Below are 13355 nucleotides of genomic sequence, written 5' to 3'. Positions count from 1 at the left end.
GGGCGGGGCGCGCGGGCGGGCCAAGCCGCCGCGCGCCCCTGAAGCGTCAGATCACTTCGCGCGGGTCCAGTCCTGCGCGTTCCACAGCTCGGTGTCCCAGGAGTTCATAACGAAGCCCTCGAGCGTGTTGGACTTGGCCGAGAAGCGGCCGCGGTCCACCAGCGGGATCACGATGTTGCTGTCCTTGGTCAGCATGTCGTTCAGCTTCATCACCAGCGCGCCGCGGGCTTCGATGCCCGAGGTGGTGGAAAGCTCCTTGACCAGCGCGTCATAGGCCGGGTCGCAGAAGCGGTTGATGTTCTCGCCCTGCCACTGGTTGTCCGGGCCCGGGATCTTGTCGCAGAGGTATTGCGACATGTAGGGCTCGGCATCCGTGCCGTCGAAGTTGTTGGCATACATCTCGACGTCGGCATAGAACTTCTGGAAGGTGTCGGGCGAGGCCGCGTCACCGCCGAAGAAGACCGACGGGTCGATTGCCTTCAGTTCCACTTCGACGCCGATCTCGTTCCACCAGCCCTTGATCAGGGCCTGGAAGTCCTGACGGACCGGGTTGACGGTGGTCTGATAGACAAGGCTGAGCTTCTTGCCATCCTTGTCGCGGATGCCGTCGCCATCGCTGTCGGTCCAGCCGGCGCCTTCCAGCAGGGCCTTGGCACCTTCGATATCCTGCGTCAGGCAGGCGGTGTTGTCCGAGGCCTGGAAAGCCGGGGCCGGGACGAGGTTGCAGGTCGGACGGCCCGCGCCGCCATAGCCGACATCGACGAGCGTCTGACGGTCGATGGCGATGGAGAGCGCCTTGCGGACATTGGCATCGGTCAGGATCGGATGCGGATGCTTGATCGTGGACCGTTCGCCTTCCGGCAGGGCCGGGTCGGGGTTGGTCATGTTGATCTCGATCCGTTCGACCAGCGTGCCGAAGGCGTTGACGAAGGTGCCCTTGCCGCCGGCTTCCATCTGGGCCTGCTGTTCGGGGTTGATCTGGGTGTTCCAGGCGTAATCGAATTCGCCGGTTTCCATGACCGCCGAAGCCGCCGCCAGCGCGTCGCCGCCGCCCTTGAGCGTGACCTTGGCGAAGGCGGGCTTGGCCGGGTCGCGGTAGTTGGGGTTGGCTTCCAGCGTCACCACGTCATTCACCTTGAAGTCGGTGACGATGAAGGGGCCGGTGCCGATGGGTTTGGAGTTCTGTTCGGTGCAGGTCTGGGCGGCCGGGCCCATGCAGGCTTCGAACTGCGCCTTCTGGAGGATCGGCGCGGTGCCGCCGGTGAAGGGCTGATAGGGATAGGGTTTCGGGTTTTCGAAGGTGACGACGACGGTCAGGTCATCGGGGGTATCGACTGATTTCACGCCTTCATATTTGGCGCCCTGGGCGCAGCCGCCTTCGGGATGGGTGCAGTATTCCCAGGTGAATTTCACGTCGGCCGAGGTGACGGGGGTGCCGTCGGACCAGAGGAGACCTTCCTTCAGTTTCCAGGTGATCGAGGTCAGGTCGGCGGAGACGCCGCCGTTTTCGACCGTGGGGATATCCTGCGCGAGTCGCGGGAAGAGCTGGCCGTCCTGATCGAAGCCCGCGAGCGGTTCGAGGACGAGCGAGCCCGCCTCGACGTCCTTGGTGCCCGAGGACAGGTAGGCGTTCAGCGTCGAGACGGCCTGGTAGTAGAATACCTTGACCTCGCCGTCGGCGCCCCGTTCGGCATGGGCCGCCGGGGCCAGCACGAAGGCCGCCGCAGCGCCCAGAAGGGCGGTTCTGAAGTTCATGACAGTTCTCCTTGTTGGTTGTGCTCGCGCACCTCGGGGCCGGGGGATGCATGCCCCCCGGCGGTATCTTGATTTGCCGCGACCAGATGGCAGGCGACGAAGCGGCCCGGCTGCACCTCGGAGAGGCGCGGCTTTTCCTCGCGGCAGAGGGGGATGACCTTGGGGCAGCGCGTGCAGAAGTTGCAGCCCTTGGGCGGATTGGCAGGGGAGGGCACGTCGCCCTTGAGGATGATGCGCTGGCGCGTCGCTTCGACCGCGGGGTCGGCTTCGGGCACGGCGGAGAGAAGGGCCTGTGCATAGGGGTGCAGAGGCGCGGCATAGAGCGCGTCGCGGGGGGAAAGTTCCGCGATCTGGCCCAGATACATGACCGCCACCCGATCGGCGATGTGGCGGACCATGGAAAGGTCGTGGGAGATGAAGAGATAGGTGAGGCCGAGCCTGTCTTGCAGGTCTTCCAAGAGGTTCACGACTTGCGCCTGGATCGACACGTCCAGCGCGGCGATGGGTTCGTCGCAGACGATGAAACGGGGATTGAGGGCAAGGGCGCGGGCAATGCCGATACGCTGGCGCTGGCCGCCCGAGAATTCGTGCGGATAGCGGTTGGCGAAGCGGCGGTTGAGGCCGACCTGATCCATCAGCTCATAGACGCGTTCAGTCTTCTTCGCCTCGTCCCAGTCGGTGTGTTCGTCGAGCGGTTCGCCGATGATGGCGGCGACGGTCATGCGGGGGTTGAGGCTGGCCTGCGGGTCCTGAAAGACCATCTGCATGGTGGGGCGTTTCTTGCGCAGCGCGTCGGGGGCGAGGGTGGCGATATCCTCGCCCCCGATCACGACCGAGCCGGAGGTCGGTTCGTAAAGCCGCAGGAGGGCGCGGCCCACGGTGGACTTGCCGCAGCCGGATTCGCCCACGAGTCCAAGGGTTTCGCCTTCGAAAATGTCGAAGCTGACGCCATCGACGGCCTTCACCGCGCCGACCTTGCGGCGCAGGATGCCCGCATGGATGGGGAAGTGCATCTTGAGGTCGCGGACCTTGACGAGGGGTTCAGGCATGGGCCGCCTCCGGTGACCAGTGGCAGGCGACATCATGGCCGTGACCGACGGGCAGGCCGTCGATGGCGCGGCGGGCGGGGTTTTCCGCCTCGCAGCGCGGAAGGGCATGGGCGCAGCGGGCGCGGAAGGGGCAGGCCACGGGTTCGCCCTGAAGGATGGGCGGCTGGCCCTGGATCACCTCCAGCCGCGCGGCGCGGGCGCCGGTGAGGGCGGGCACGGTTTTCAGCAGCGCGCGGGTATAGGGGTGCCGGGGATTGGCGAAAAGCTCCTTCACCGGGGCCTGTTCGACGACCTGCCCGCCATACATGACCATGACGCGGTCGGCGATTCCGGCGATGACGCCGAGGTCATGGGTGATCCAGACGATGGCCATGCCGAGCTTCTGGCGCAGGTCCTTGACCAGTTCGATGATCTGGGCCTGGATCGTGACGTCCAGCGCAGTGGTGGGTTCGTCGGCGATCAGGACATCGGGGTCGCAGGCCAGGGCGATGGCGATCATCACGCGCTGGCGCATGCCGCCGGAAAACTGGTGCGGGTAGGATTTCAGTCGTTTGCGGGCATCGGGAATGCCGACGAGATCGAGCAGTTCCGCCGCGCGGTTGGTGGCCTGTGCCTTGGTCATCCCCATATGCTTCATCAGGGGTTCCATGATCTGGTTGCCCACGGTGAAGACCGGGTTGAGGCTGGTCATCGGGTCCTGGAAGACGAAGCCGACCTTGGCGCCGCGCACGGCCTGAAGGTCGCGGGGGGCGAGTTTCAGGAGATCGCGCCCGCCGAGCAGCACCTCACCCCCGCGCACCTCGGCGGGTGGGGAGGGGAGGAGCCCGATCAGGGACATCATGGTGACGGATTTGCCCGAACCGCTTTCCCCCACCACGCCCAGAAGTTCACCGGGGCGCAGGTGGAAGCTGACGGAGTTCACGGCATGAATCTCGCCACCGCGGGTCTTGAAAACGGTCTTTAGTCCCCGCACATCGAGGACGGGCGAAGCCCCGTCGGGCATGAAAAGACCCCCCAAGGTCACATGATTATTGTTGTTTTTCCGGGTGGCTTTGCCCTTGGTCCCGGCGTGTTGGGGTGAGTGTTAGAGATTTTTCGCCCTCCCGCAAGCCGCTTGTGCGGGCTTACCTTGCGTCATCATCAGCGCGGGCCTGTCACCCTTGACCCTGCGGCGGCAAGCCGCCAACGTGGGCGGGTTGCACAGGAAAGCATCGAATGTCCGCGCGCCCGCTTGTCTCTGCCCCTCTGACCCCTCGTGAAATTCTTGATCGTCTGGTGGCCTTTCCCAGCGTGAGCCGGGACAGCAATCTGCCGCTGGTGGATTGGGTGGAGGACTATCTGGCCGGGCAGGGGATCACGGCCCATCGCCACTGGAACGAGGATCGGACGAAAGCAGCGCTGTTCGCCCATGTCGGCCCCTGGGAGGAGGGGGCGGTGGTGCTGTCGGGCCATACGGATGTGGTGCCGGTGGACGGGCAGGATTGGACATCGGACCCCTGGACGGTGGTGGAGCGGGAGGGGCGGCTTTACGGGCGCGGGACCTGCGACATGAAAGGGTTCGATGCGCTGGCCATCTGGGCGCTGGTGGAGGCGCAGCGGCGCGGGGTGAAGCGGCCCTTGCAGATCGCGCTGAGCTATGACGAGGAGGTGGGCTGCACCGGCGCGCCGCCGATGATCGCGGCGATGCAGGGCGTGCTGCCCAAGGGGGCCGTGGCGGTGATCGGCGAGCCGTCGGGGATGCAGGTGGTGAACGGGCACAAGGGCGGGACGGGGTTCCATGTCCATGTGAAAGGGTTCGAGGTTCATTCCTCGCTGCTGCCCTCTGGCGTGTCGGCGATCATGGAGGGGGCGCGGCTGATCCAATGGGCGAATGAGCGCAATGCTTGGATTCAGGCGCAGGCGGTTTCGCCGGTGGCGGCGGGGTTCGATCCGCCCTTCACCACGCTGCATGTGGGCATGATTTCGGGCGGGACGGCGCATAACATCACCGCGGCCGAATGCCGTTTCGCGCTGGAGATGCGGGTGGTGCCGGGGGAGGAGATCGAGGCGCATGTGTCTGATTTCCTTTCCGAAGTCGCGCGGGTGGAGGCGCGGATGAAGGCTGTGCGCCCGGAGGCGGGCATCCATCTGGAACGGTTCTTCGGGGTGCCTGCGCTGGTGCCGGAGACGGAGGGGGAGGCCGAGGCGCTGATCCGGCGGCTGACGGGGGGGAATGCGGTGGGGGTCGTGTCCTATGGCACGGAGGCGGGGCAGTTTCAGGAGGCGGGTTATTCCGCCGCGATCTGCGGGCCGGGTGACATCGCGCAGGCGCATCAGGCCGATGAATGGCTGGCGGTGAGCGAGTTTCAGGCAGGGCAGCGCTTCATGGAGCGGCTGCTGGAGGAGTTGGCGGCATGATGCGGTTTCCGATTTCCGAGGCGTCCCCCATCCGGTTCGGGGGGGAGGCGCCCAGGGCCTGTGACGTGGTGGTGCTGGGCGGCGGGGTCATCGGGGTGATGACGGCCTGGTTTCTGGCCGAGAAGGGGTTGCGCGTAACCCTTTGTGAAAAGGGCAGAATCGCCGGAGAGCAATCCAGCCGCAACTGGGGCTGGATCCGCCAGCAGGGGCGGGACATGGGCGAATTGCCCATCATGATGGAGAGTATGCGTATCTGGAAATCGCTGGCGCAGGAGTTCGGCGAAAGGCTGGGGTTTCGGCAGGAGGGGGTGTTGTACCTCGCCAAGACCGAGCGCGAGATGGCAGGCTTCGCGGCCTGGCTTGCCGAGGCGCGGGCCTTTGGCGTGGACAGCCAGATGGTGAGTTCCGGCACGGTGGCGGAGCGGTTGAAGGGCAGCGTGAAGGGCTGGACCGGGGGATTGCTGACGCCGTCGGATGCGCGGGGGGAGCCCTGGGCGGCGGTGCCTGCGCTGGTGGAAGGGGCGGTGGCGCGGGGGGCGGTGGTTCTGGAAGGCTGCGCGGTGCGGCGGCTGGACGTGCAGGGCGGGCGGGTGACGGGGGTCTTTACCGAGAAGGGGCGGATTGCCTGCGATCAGGTGGTGGTGGCCGGGGGAGCCTGGTCGTCGCTGTTCCTTCGGGCGGAAGGGGTGGCCATCCCGCAACTGGCCGTGCTGGCCAGTGTGGCGGCGACGGAGCCTATGGCGGAGGTCTTTGCGGGCAATGCCTGTGACGATGATTTCGCCTTCCGGCGGCGGCAGGATGGTGGCTATTCCATCGCGCCGGGATCGGGGCATGATTTCTTTGTCGGGCCGGATGCGTTTCGCAATTTCGGGACCTATCTACCTGTTCTGAAAAAGGATTTCCGGTCAACGGCATTCAAGGCGGCGGCCCCGGCGGGCTATCCCGACGCCTGGGGGACGAAGCGGCGCTGGGGCGGCGACGAGGTGTCGCCCTTCGAGGCGATGCGGGTGTTGAACCCGGCGCCGAACATGGAGCGGATCGGGCGGGTGCAGGCGGCGATGGCGACGGCCTTTCCGGGGCTGGGGCGGCCGAAGCTGCGGGCGGCCTGGGGCGGGATGATCGACACGATGCCGGATGTGGTGCCGGTGGTGGACCGGGTGGCGGCGGTGCCGGGGCTGGTGATCGCCACGGGGATGAGCGGGCATGGGTTCGGGATCGGGCCCGGCATGGGGCGGGTGGTGGCCGATCTGGTGGCGGGGGAGGCGGTGGGGCATGACCTTGCGCGGTTCCGCCTGTCGCGGTTTTCGGATGGGTCGGCCTTGGTGCCGGGGCCGTCGCTCTGATCCTTTCGGCCTTGTGCCTGGGGTTGGGGGTTTTTTGAGTATTTGGGCCAAGGTGAAGGGGCGGGGCGTTAATCTTAAGGGTTCCTAAACGCTTGGCATTGGGATTGGCCGGATTGCCCGGTCCGTTTGGTGGTCGCGGGACTTGGGCCGTTTGCTTCCTGGCGTGGCGCGGGTGGGGGCGTCGATTTGAGTATTTGGGCCAAGGTGAAAGGGCGGGGGCGTTAACCTTAATGGGTTGTGCGGGGCAGGGATTTCCTATGGACCTTTGGTGGTGAAGGACGACGGTCAGGGCGACGGGCAGGGCGGGACGAAGGTCGGGGTCGGGTCGCTTGTGACCTGCCTTGCGAGGGTGGGGCGGAAACCTTAAGGTTTTGCGCATGACCGCGCGCGCTGCCCCCCTGATTGATCCCTTTGCCCGTCCGATTTCCTATCTGCGGGTGTCGGTGACGGATCGCTGCGATTTCCGCTGCACCTATTGCATGGCGGAGAACATGACATTCCTGCCCAAGGCGGAACTTCTGACGCTGGAGGAATTGGACCGGCTCTGTTCGGCCTTTGTCCGGCTGGGGGTGGAGAAGCTGCGCATCACCGGGGGGGAGCCTTTGGTCAGGAAGGGGATCATGACCTTTTTCCGGGCCATGTCGCGCCATCTTGAGACGGGCGCCTTGCGCGAATTGACGCTGACGACCAACGGGTCGCAACTGGCGAAATATGCGGCCGAGCTGGCGGAATGCGGGGTGCGACGGATCAATGTCTCGCTTGATACCCTTGATACGGCAAAGTTTTCGGCGATCACGCGCTGGGGGCGGCTGGGGCAGGTGCTGGAGGGGATCGCGGCTGCCAAGGCGGCGGGGCTGCGGGTGAAGATCAATGCGGTGGCGCTGAAGGGGTTCAACGAGGAGGAGCAATTCTCGCTGACCGACTGGTGCGCGGCGGAGGGGCATGACCTGACCTGGATCGAGGTGATGCCGATGGGGGATCTGGGTGGCGAGGATCGGCTGGGGCAATACTGGAGTCTGAAGGAGGTTCGGGCGCGCTATGCCGAACGCTTTACGGTGACCGATCTGGCGGAGCGGACGGGGGGGCCTGCGCGCTATGTCCGGCTGGAGGAGACGGGGCAGAAGGTGGGGTTCATCACGCCCTTGACCCATAATTTCTGCGAAAGCTGCAACCGGGTGCGGCTGACCTGCACCGGGGAGCTGTACATGTGCCTTGGTCAGGAGGACATGGCCGATCTGCGGGCGCCCTTGCGGGCGAGTGCCGAGGATGGGCTGGTGGAAGAGGCGATCCGGGCGGCGATCGCGCGGAAGCCCAAAGGGCATGATTTCGACTATTCGCGGCAGACGGTGAGCGGGCAGGTGTCGCGGCATATGAGCCATACCGGGGGGTGAGGCGGTTTTTTCCAAGCCCTTGGTGTTGTTGGTTAATCGTTGCATTTCCGGCAAAATGGCTGTGCCGTAAGCTGTGCCGCATTCTGTGCAGCAAACTGTGGCCACGCGCGGCGGGGTAGGATCGGGTTAACCGCAAGCCGTATTGACAGCCTGTCGCATGGGGCAGCCGGTCGCAGACCCCTCGCATCGCGCGCGGGGCGGCCTATCTTGGCCGTAACTGTGAAAGGTGACTCATGGATACGCTATTGCTGTCCCGCATCCAGTTTGCGGCGAATATCTCTTTCCACATCCTCTTCCCGACGATCACCATCGCGCTGGGATGGGTGCTTCTGTTCTTCAAGCTGCGCTTCAACCGGACCGGGGACCGCAAGTGGATGGACCTTTACCTGTTCTGGGTGAAGGTCTTCGCGCTGTCCTTCGCGCTGGGCGTGGTGTCGGGGATCACCATGTCCTTCCAGTTCGGCACCAACTGGCCGGGCTTCATGGAAGTGGTGGGGAATGTGGCGGGGCCCTTGCTGGCCTATGAGGTGCTGACGGCCTTCTTCCTTGAGGCGGTGTTCCTGGGCATCATGCTGTTCGGGGCGAGCCGGGTGCCGGGATGGCTGCATACGCTGGCGACCTTTCTTGTCGCCTTCGGGACGACGATGAGCGCCTTCTGGATCCTTGTCCTGAATTCCTGGATGCATACGCCGGTGGGGCATGAGGTGCGGGATGGCATCGTCTATGCGGTGGATTGGTGGGCGATCATCTTCAACCCGTCGATGCCCTATCGTCTGGCGCATATGCTGCTGGCGAGCGGGTTGACGGTGGCCTTCCTGATCGCCGGTCTGTCGGCCTATCGCTGGCTGCGCGGGGACCGTGCGCCGGAGGTGGCGACGGGGCTGCGCTTCGGCGTGGCGCTGGGGGCGGTGCTGATCCCGGTGCAGATCCTCGCGGGCGACATGCATGGGTTGAACACGCTGGAGCATCAGCCGGCCAAGGTGGCGGCGATGGAGGGGAACTGGGAGACGCGAGGAAATGTGCCGCTGCTGCTGTTCGCGCTGCCGGATGAGGAGACGCGCAGCAATGCCTTCGAGATCGGGATTCCGTCGATGGCATCCGTCATCCTGAAGCATGACCCGGCGGGGGTGGTGCCGGGGCTGAATGACTTTGTTGCCGAGGATGGGACGGTGCTGCATCCGCCCGTGTCGCCGGTCTTCTGGTCCTTCCGGATCATGGTGGGGATCGGGATGCTGATGCTGGTGGCAAGCTGGGCGGGTGCCTGGATGCTGTGGCGGCGCGGGGTGGAGGGGCTGCCGAAGCCGTATCTCTGGGGCCTGACGGGGATGACCTTTGCCGGTTGGGGCGCGACGCTGGCGGGGTGGTACACGACCGAGATCGGCCGTCAGCCCTGGCTGGTGCATGGGGTGCTGACGGTGAAGGATGCGGTGGGGGATATCGCGGGGGGCATGGTTCTTTCGACGCTGATTGCCTATGTGGCGGTCTATCTGGCGCTGCTGGCGGCCTATGTGGGGGTGATCTTCCATCTGGCGCGGAAGGGCGGGCGCTATGATGCGCCGGTGGCCAGCCCCGGCATGCAGCCTGCGGAGTGAGCGCGATGTTTGATCCGCAGGCCTTGCCCCTGATCTTTGCCGCGCTGATGGGCGTGTCGATCCTGCTTTACGTGGTGCTGGACGGGTTCGACCTTGGGGTCGGGTTGCTGTTTCCCTTTGCCGAGGAGGCGGAGCGGGATCGCATGGTCGCCTCCATCGGGCCGTTCTGGGATGCGAATGAGACCTGGCTGGTGCTGGCCATCGGCATCCTGCTGGTGGCCTTTCCGGTGGCGCATGGGGATATTCTGACGGCGCTTTATCTGCCGGTGGCGGTGATGCTGATCGGGTTGATCCTGCGGGGGGTGGCGTTCGAGTTCCGCGCCAAGGCACCGCTGGGGCACAAGCGGCCTTGGGATGTGGCCTTTTGGGCCGGGTCCTTGATGACGGCCTTGGCGCAGGGCTTCATGTTGGGGATGTATGTGATGGGTCTGGAATGGACCTGGGCCAAGGTGGCGTTTTCGCTGCTGACGGCGGGGGCTTTGGCCGTGGCCTACAGCTTTATCGGGGCAGCCTGGGTGATCCTGAAGACCGACGGGGTGTTGCAGCGGAAGGCCGTGGATTGGGCCAAGGGCGGCATCTGGGGGATGGTGCTGGGGATGGGCGCGGTGTCGGTCGCGACGCCTTTGGTGAGCGCGCGGATCTTCGACAAGTGGTTCCGTTTCCCCGAGATCGTGGCGCTGGCACCTTTGCCCCTGATGTCGGGGCTGCTGGTGGCGCTGTTGTGGCTGTCGTTGCGGCGGTTGCCCACGGCGAATGACAGTTTTTCCTGGTTTCCCTTTGCGGGGGCGGTGGTCTTGATGGTGCTGGGCTTCTTCGGGATGGCCTACAGCTTTTACCCCTATATCGTGCCGGAGCAGTTGACGATCTGGGAGGCGGCGGCGGCGACGGAGAGCCTGTCGATCATCCTTGTCGGCACGCTGGTCGTGCTGCCGATGATCCTTGGCTATACGGTGCTGGCCTATGTGATCTTTCGCGGGAAGGCGACCAAGCTGTCCTATGACTAGAGGCGCAGCGTGACGGCGGCCAGGGCGAGGGCGGCGGGCAGCGCCTGGATGAAGAGGATGCGGCGGCTGGCGGTGGCCGCGCCGTAGAGGCCCGCGATCAGGACGCAGGCAAGGAAGAAGAGGGCGAGGGGGCGGCCGTCGGTGGTGGTGCCTGCGAGGACGGCCCAGAAGAGGCCGGCGGCGAGGAAGCCGTTGTAGAGGCCCTGATTGGCGGCGAGGACCTTTGTCGCGCGCGCGAAATCCTCGCTCGTGCCGAAGGCGCGGCGGGTGCGGGGATGTTCCCAGCGGAACATCTCCAACACCAGAATATAGACATGCAGCGCGCCGATGGCGGCGGTGAGGATGCCGCCGATCATGCGGCGGGCATCCTCGTTTCGACCATGCCGGCATACCAGCTGCTGCCGAAGGGGATGACATTGTCGTCGAAATTGTAGGCGGGGTGGTGGACCATCGCCGTGTCGCCATTGCCCACGAAGACATAGGCGCCGGGGCGTTCGTTCAGCATGAAGCTGAAATCTTCGGCCCCCATCAGGGGGGCGGTGTCGGGGTCCACGTTGCCGGAGACCTGGCGCGCGACTTCGACGGCGTAGTCGGTGTTGGCCTCGGCATTGATGGTGACAGGGTAGCCGCGGGCGTAGTTGACCGTGGCGGTGGCGCCGAGCGCCATGGCGGTGCCGGAGACGATTTCGGCGATGCGGCGTTCGACGAAATCCTGAACGGCGTGGTCCATGGTGCGGACGGTGCCCTTCATCTTCACCACCTGGGGGATGACGTTATGGGCGGTCGAGTCGGTTTCGACGGTGCAGACGGAGACGACGACCTGTTTCAGCGGATCGACATTGCGCGAGGCGATGGTTTGCAGGGCCACGATGATATGGGCGGCGACGACGGTGGTATCGACGCAGTCATGGGGTTTCGCGGCATGGCCGCCCTTGCCGGTGACGGTGATTTCGAACTGGTCGGCGGCGGCCATCAGCGCGCCCTTGCGGATGGCGAAATGGCCGACGGGGATGCCGGGCATGTTGTGCATGCCGTACACCTCCTGGATCCCCCAGCGATCCATCATGCCATCGGCGACCATCTCGCGCCCGCCGCCGCCGCCTTCTTCGGCGGGTTGGAAGATGACGACGGTGGTGCCGTCGAAGTTGCGGGTTTCGCAGAGGTATTTGGCGGCGCCGAGGAGCATGGCGGTGTGGCCGTCATGGCCGCAGGCATGCATCTTGCCGGGGGTCTTTGAGGCGTAGGGGACGCCCGTCTGTTCGATGATCGGCAGCGCGTCCATATCGGCGCGCAGGCCCACGACGCGGCCTGATGTATCGGTCTTGCCCTTGATGACGCCGACGACCCCGGTGCGGCCGATGCCTTCCACCACCTCATCGCAGCCGAATTGGCGGAGGAGGTCGGCCACCTTGGCGGCGGTGCGGTGGACGTCGAAGAGCAGTTCGGGATGTTCGTGGAAATCGCGCCGCCAGGCGGTGATTTCGGGGAGGAGTTCGGCGAAGCGGTTCTTGACGGGCATGGGGGCTCTCCTTTGCCAAGAGCGTAGCGGAGTGCCGGACGGGTGCAAGCGCGATCAGGCGAAGCGGCGGCGGGCGTCGAGCGCAAGGCCGGTGCCGACGGAGCCGAGCATGTCGCCCGTGGCGAGGCGGGCCTGCGGCAGGGCCTTGGCCACCATGGCACGGAGGAGGGGGAGTTGGGAGGAGCCGCCGGTGAGGAAGACGGTGGCGATGCGGTCGGGGGTGAGGGCGGCGTCCGTCAGGGTGCTGTCGATGAGCGCGCGGATGCGGGCGACGGGGGCGGCGAGGGCGGCGTCGAAGGCATCGCGCCGGATCATCGGGTTGGGGCCGGTGGTGAGGGGGGCGAGCATGAGGCGCGTGGCGTCAGAGTCGGAGAGGGCGATCTTGGCGCGTTCCACCTCCATCGCGATGGCGTGGCCGTGGCGGTGGGTGACGACATGGATCATGCGGTCGATGAGGTCGGGCCTGTCTGCCTCGTGCCGCAGACCTTTGAGATCGGCCATCACGCGCGGGGCATAAAGCGCGTTTATGCGGTGCCATGTGGCCATATCCTGCCAATAATGGCGGGGCAGGATGCCTGCGCCCTGTTTGGAGGTGGAGAGGTAGCCGAGATGCGGCATCGCCTCGGCCAGCGACAGGAGACGGTCGAAATCGGTGCCGCCGACGCGGATGCCGCCGGTGGCGAGGATATCGGCGCTGCGGTCCGGGGCGCGGGCGCGGGCGGGCGAGAGGCGGAGGAGCGAGAGGTCGGAGGTGCCGCCGCCGATATCGAAGACGAGGACGAGTTCCTCGGTCGTCAGGCCCTGTTCGTAATGCAGCGCGGCGGCGACGGGTTCATACTGGAATTCGATATGGCGGAAGCCGCAGGCATGGCCGATCTCGGCCAGCACGGATTGCGCGGCGGCATCGCCTGCCGGGTCGTCATCGACGAAATGGACGGGGCGTCCGAAGACGGCGCGGTCGATGCCGGGGGCGGCGGCGTCGAGCCGGGTGCGGAGATGGCCGATGAAGCGGGACAGCACGTCGCGGAAGGAGATGGCGCGGGCGCCGATGGCGGTGCGGTCGTTGATGAGGCCGGAGCCGAGGGTGGATTTGAGGCCGCGCAGGAGGCGGCCATCTTCGCCCTCCAGATAGGCCGTGAGGGCGGCGCGGCCGAAATCGACCTGCGGATCATCGCTGTGGAAGAAGACGGCGGAGGGGAGGGTGACGTCCTCCCCTTCCAGCGGCAGAAGGCGCGCGCCTGTGGCATCGGCCAGACCGAGGGTGGAGTTGGAGGTGCCGAAGTCGATGCCTGCGAAACTCATGCT

General features: G+C 65.9%; 11 protein-coding genes. 5 read left to right on the top strand and 6 right to left on the bottom strand.

Going from position 1 to position 13355, the window contains the following annotated elements:
• Positions 1 to 51: 51 nt before the first annotated feature.
• From C0V75_RS10445 to C0V75_RS10435, 3 genes are read right to left on the bottom strand one after another with little or no spacing between them, the layout of a single operon-like run.
• Positions 52 to 1755: a peptide ABC transporter substrate-binding protein gene (locus C0V75_RS10445; RefSeq protein WP_101920893.1), complete on the bottom strand. Its 1704-nt coding sequence runs from the start codon at positions 1753 to 1755 to the stop codon at positions 52 to 54.
• A complete protein-coding gene (locus tag C0V75_RS10440) occupies positions 1752 to 2804 on the bottom strand; it encodes an ABC transporter ATP-binding protein (protein WP_101920892.1) in 1053 nt (350 codons plus the stop codon). Before C0V75_RS10440 ends, C0V75_RS10445 begins: the two co-directional genes overlap by 4 nt.
• Positions 2797 to 3807: an ABC transporter ATP-binding protein gene (locus tag C0V75_RS10435; RefSeq protein ID WP_101921271.1), complete on the bottom strand. Its 1011-nt coding sequence runs from the start codon at positions 3805 to 3807 to the stop codon at positions 2797 to 2799. Before C0V75_RS10435 ends, C0V75_RS10440 begins: the two co-directional genes overlap by 8 nt.
• A gap of 212 nt (positions 3808 to 4019) precedes the next feature.
• Between C0V75_RS10435 and argE the strand changes: the two genes are divergently transcribed.
• The 5 genes from argE to C0V75_RS10410 all read left to right on the top strand — a co-directional run bounded on the left by argE (position 4020) and on the right by C0V75_RS10410 (position 10531).
• Positions 4020 to 5201: an acetylornithine deacetylase gene (gene argE, locus C0V75_RS10430; RefSeq protein WP_101920891.1), complete on the top strand. Its 1182-nt coding sequence runs from the start codon at positions 4020 to 4022 to the stop codon at positions 5199 to 5201.
• A complete protein-coding gene (locus C0V75_RS10425) occupies positions 5201 to 6544 on the top strand; it encodes an FAD-binding oxidoreductase (RefSeq protein WP_173861070.1) in 1344 nt (447 codons plus the stop codon). The genes argE and C0V75_RS10425 overlap by 1 nt, the downstream gene beginning before the upstream one ends.
• Before the next feature lie 377 nt (positions 6545 to 6921).
• A complete protein-coding gene (moaA, locus tag C0V75_RS10420) occupies positions 6922 to 7935 on the top strand; it encodes a GTP 3',8-cyclase MoaA (RefSeq protein WP_101920889.1) in 1014 nt (337 codons plus the stop codon).
• A 233-nt stretch (positions 7936 to 8168) separates the two neighbouring features.
• Entirely contained in the window at positions 8169 to 9527 is a 1359-nt protein-coding gene (locus C0V75_RS10415) for a cytochrome ubiquinol oxidase subunit I (RefSeq protein ID WP_101920888.1), read from the top strand.
• Positions 9528 to 9532: 5 nt separating this feature from the next.
• On the top strand, positions 9533 to 10531 hold the full coding sequence (locus C0V75_RS10410) for a cytochrome d ubiquinol oxidase subunit II (RefSeq protein WP_101920887.1): 999 nt from the start codon (positions 9533 to 9535) through the stop codon (positions 10529 to 10531).
• Here C0V75_RS10410 and C0V75_RS10405 read toward each other — a convergent pair.
• From C0V75_RS10405 to C0V75_RS10395, 3 genes are read right to left on the bottom strand one after another with little or no spacing between them, the layout of a single operon-like run.
• Positions 10528 to 10887: a DUF1304 domain-containing protein gene (locus C0V75_RS10405; RefSeq protein WP_101920886.1), complete on the bottom strand. Its 360-nt coding sequence runs from the start codon at positions 10885 to 10887 to the stop codon at positions 10528 to 10530. The genes C0V75_RS10410 and C0V75_RS10405 overlap by 4 nt on opposite strands.
• Positions 10884 to 12050 carry a M20 aminoacylase family protein gene (locus C0V75_RS10400; protein WP_101920885.1) on the bottom strand — a complete coding sequence of 389 codons (1167 nt, stop codon included), beginning with the start codon at positions 12048 to 12050 and terminating at the stop codon, positions 10884 to 10886. The genes C0V75_RS10405 and C0V75_RS10400 overlap by 4 nt, the downstream gene beginning before the upstream one ends.
• Before the next feature lie 54 nt (positions 12051 to 12104).
• A complete protein-coding gene (locus C0V75_RS10395) occupies positions 12105 to 13352 on the bottom strand; it encodes an Hsp70 family protein (protein WP_101920884.1) in 1248 nt (415 codons plus the stop codon).
• Between the last annotated feature and the right edge of the window lie 3 nt (positions 13353 to 13355).

Origin of the sequence: Tabrizicola sp. TH137 (assembly GCF_002855575.1) — a bacterium.
Taxonomy (GTDB): domain Bacteria; phylum Pseudomonadota; class Alphaproteobacteria; order Rhodobacterales; family Rhodobacteraceae; genus Paragemmobacter.
This window is presented reverse-complemented; position numbering and strand designations above follow the sequence as displayed.

What these genes read in the sequence shown, in the direction of transcription:
- C0V75_RS10400 (WP_101920885.1), bottom strand. Translation starts at nt 12,050, where the DNA reads ATGCCCGTCAAGAACCGCTTCGCCGAACTCCTCCCCGAAATCACCGCC.
- C0V75_RS10405 (WP_101920886.1), bottom strand. Translation starts at nt 10,887, where the DNA reads ATGATCGGCGGCATCCTCACCGCCGCCATCGGCGCGCTGCATGTCTAT.
- C0V75_RS10395 (WP_101920884.1), bottom strand. Translation starts at nt 13,352, where the DNA reads ATGAGTTTCGCAGGCATCGACTTCGGCACCTCCAACTCCACCCTCGGT.
- C0V75_RS10410 (WP_101920887.1), top strand. Translation starts at nt 9,533, where the DNA reads ATGTTTGATCCGCAGGCCTTGCCCCTGATCTTTGCCGCGCTGATGGGC.
- argE (WP_101920891.1), top strand. Translation starts at nt 4,020, where the DNA reads ATGTCCGCGCGCCCGCTTGTCTCTGCCCCTCTGACCCCTCGTGAAATT.
- C0V75_RS10440 (WP_101920892.1), bottom strand. Translation starts at nt 2,804, where the DNA reads ATGCCTGAACCCCTCGTCAAGGTCCGCGACCTCAAGATGCACTTCCCC.
- C0V75_RS10445 (WP_101920893.1), bottom strand. Translation starts at nt 1,755, where the DNA reads ATGAACTTCAGAACCGCCCTTCTGGGCGCTGCGGCGGCCTTCGTGCTG.
- C0V75_RS10415 (WP_101920888.1), top strand. Translation starts at nt 8,169, where the DNA reads ATGGATACGCTATTGCTGTCCCGCATCCAGTTTGCGGCGAATATCTCT.
- C0V75_RS10425 (WP_173861070.1), top strand. Translation starts at nt 5,201, where the DNA reads ATGCGGTTTCCGATTTCCGAGGCGTCCCCCATCCGGTTCGGGGGGGAG.
- C0V75_RS10435 (WP_101921271.1), bottom strand. Translation starts at nt 3,807, where the DNA reads ATGCCCGACGGGGCTTCGCCCGTCCTCGATGTGCGGGGACTAAAGACC.
- moaA (WP_101920889.1), top strand. Translation starts at nt 6,922, where the DNA reads ATGACCGCGCGCGCTGCCCCCCTGATTGATCCCTTTGCCCGTCCGATT.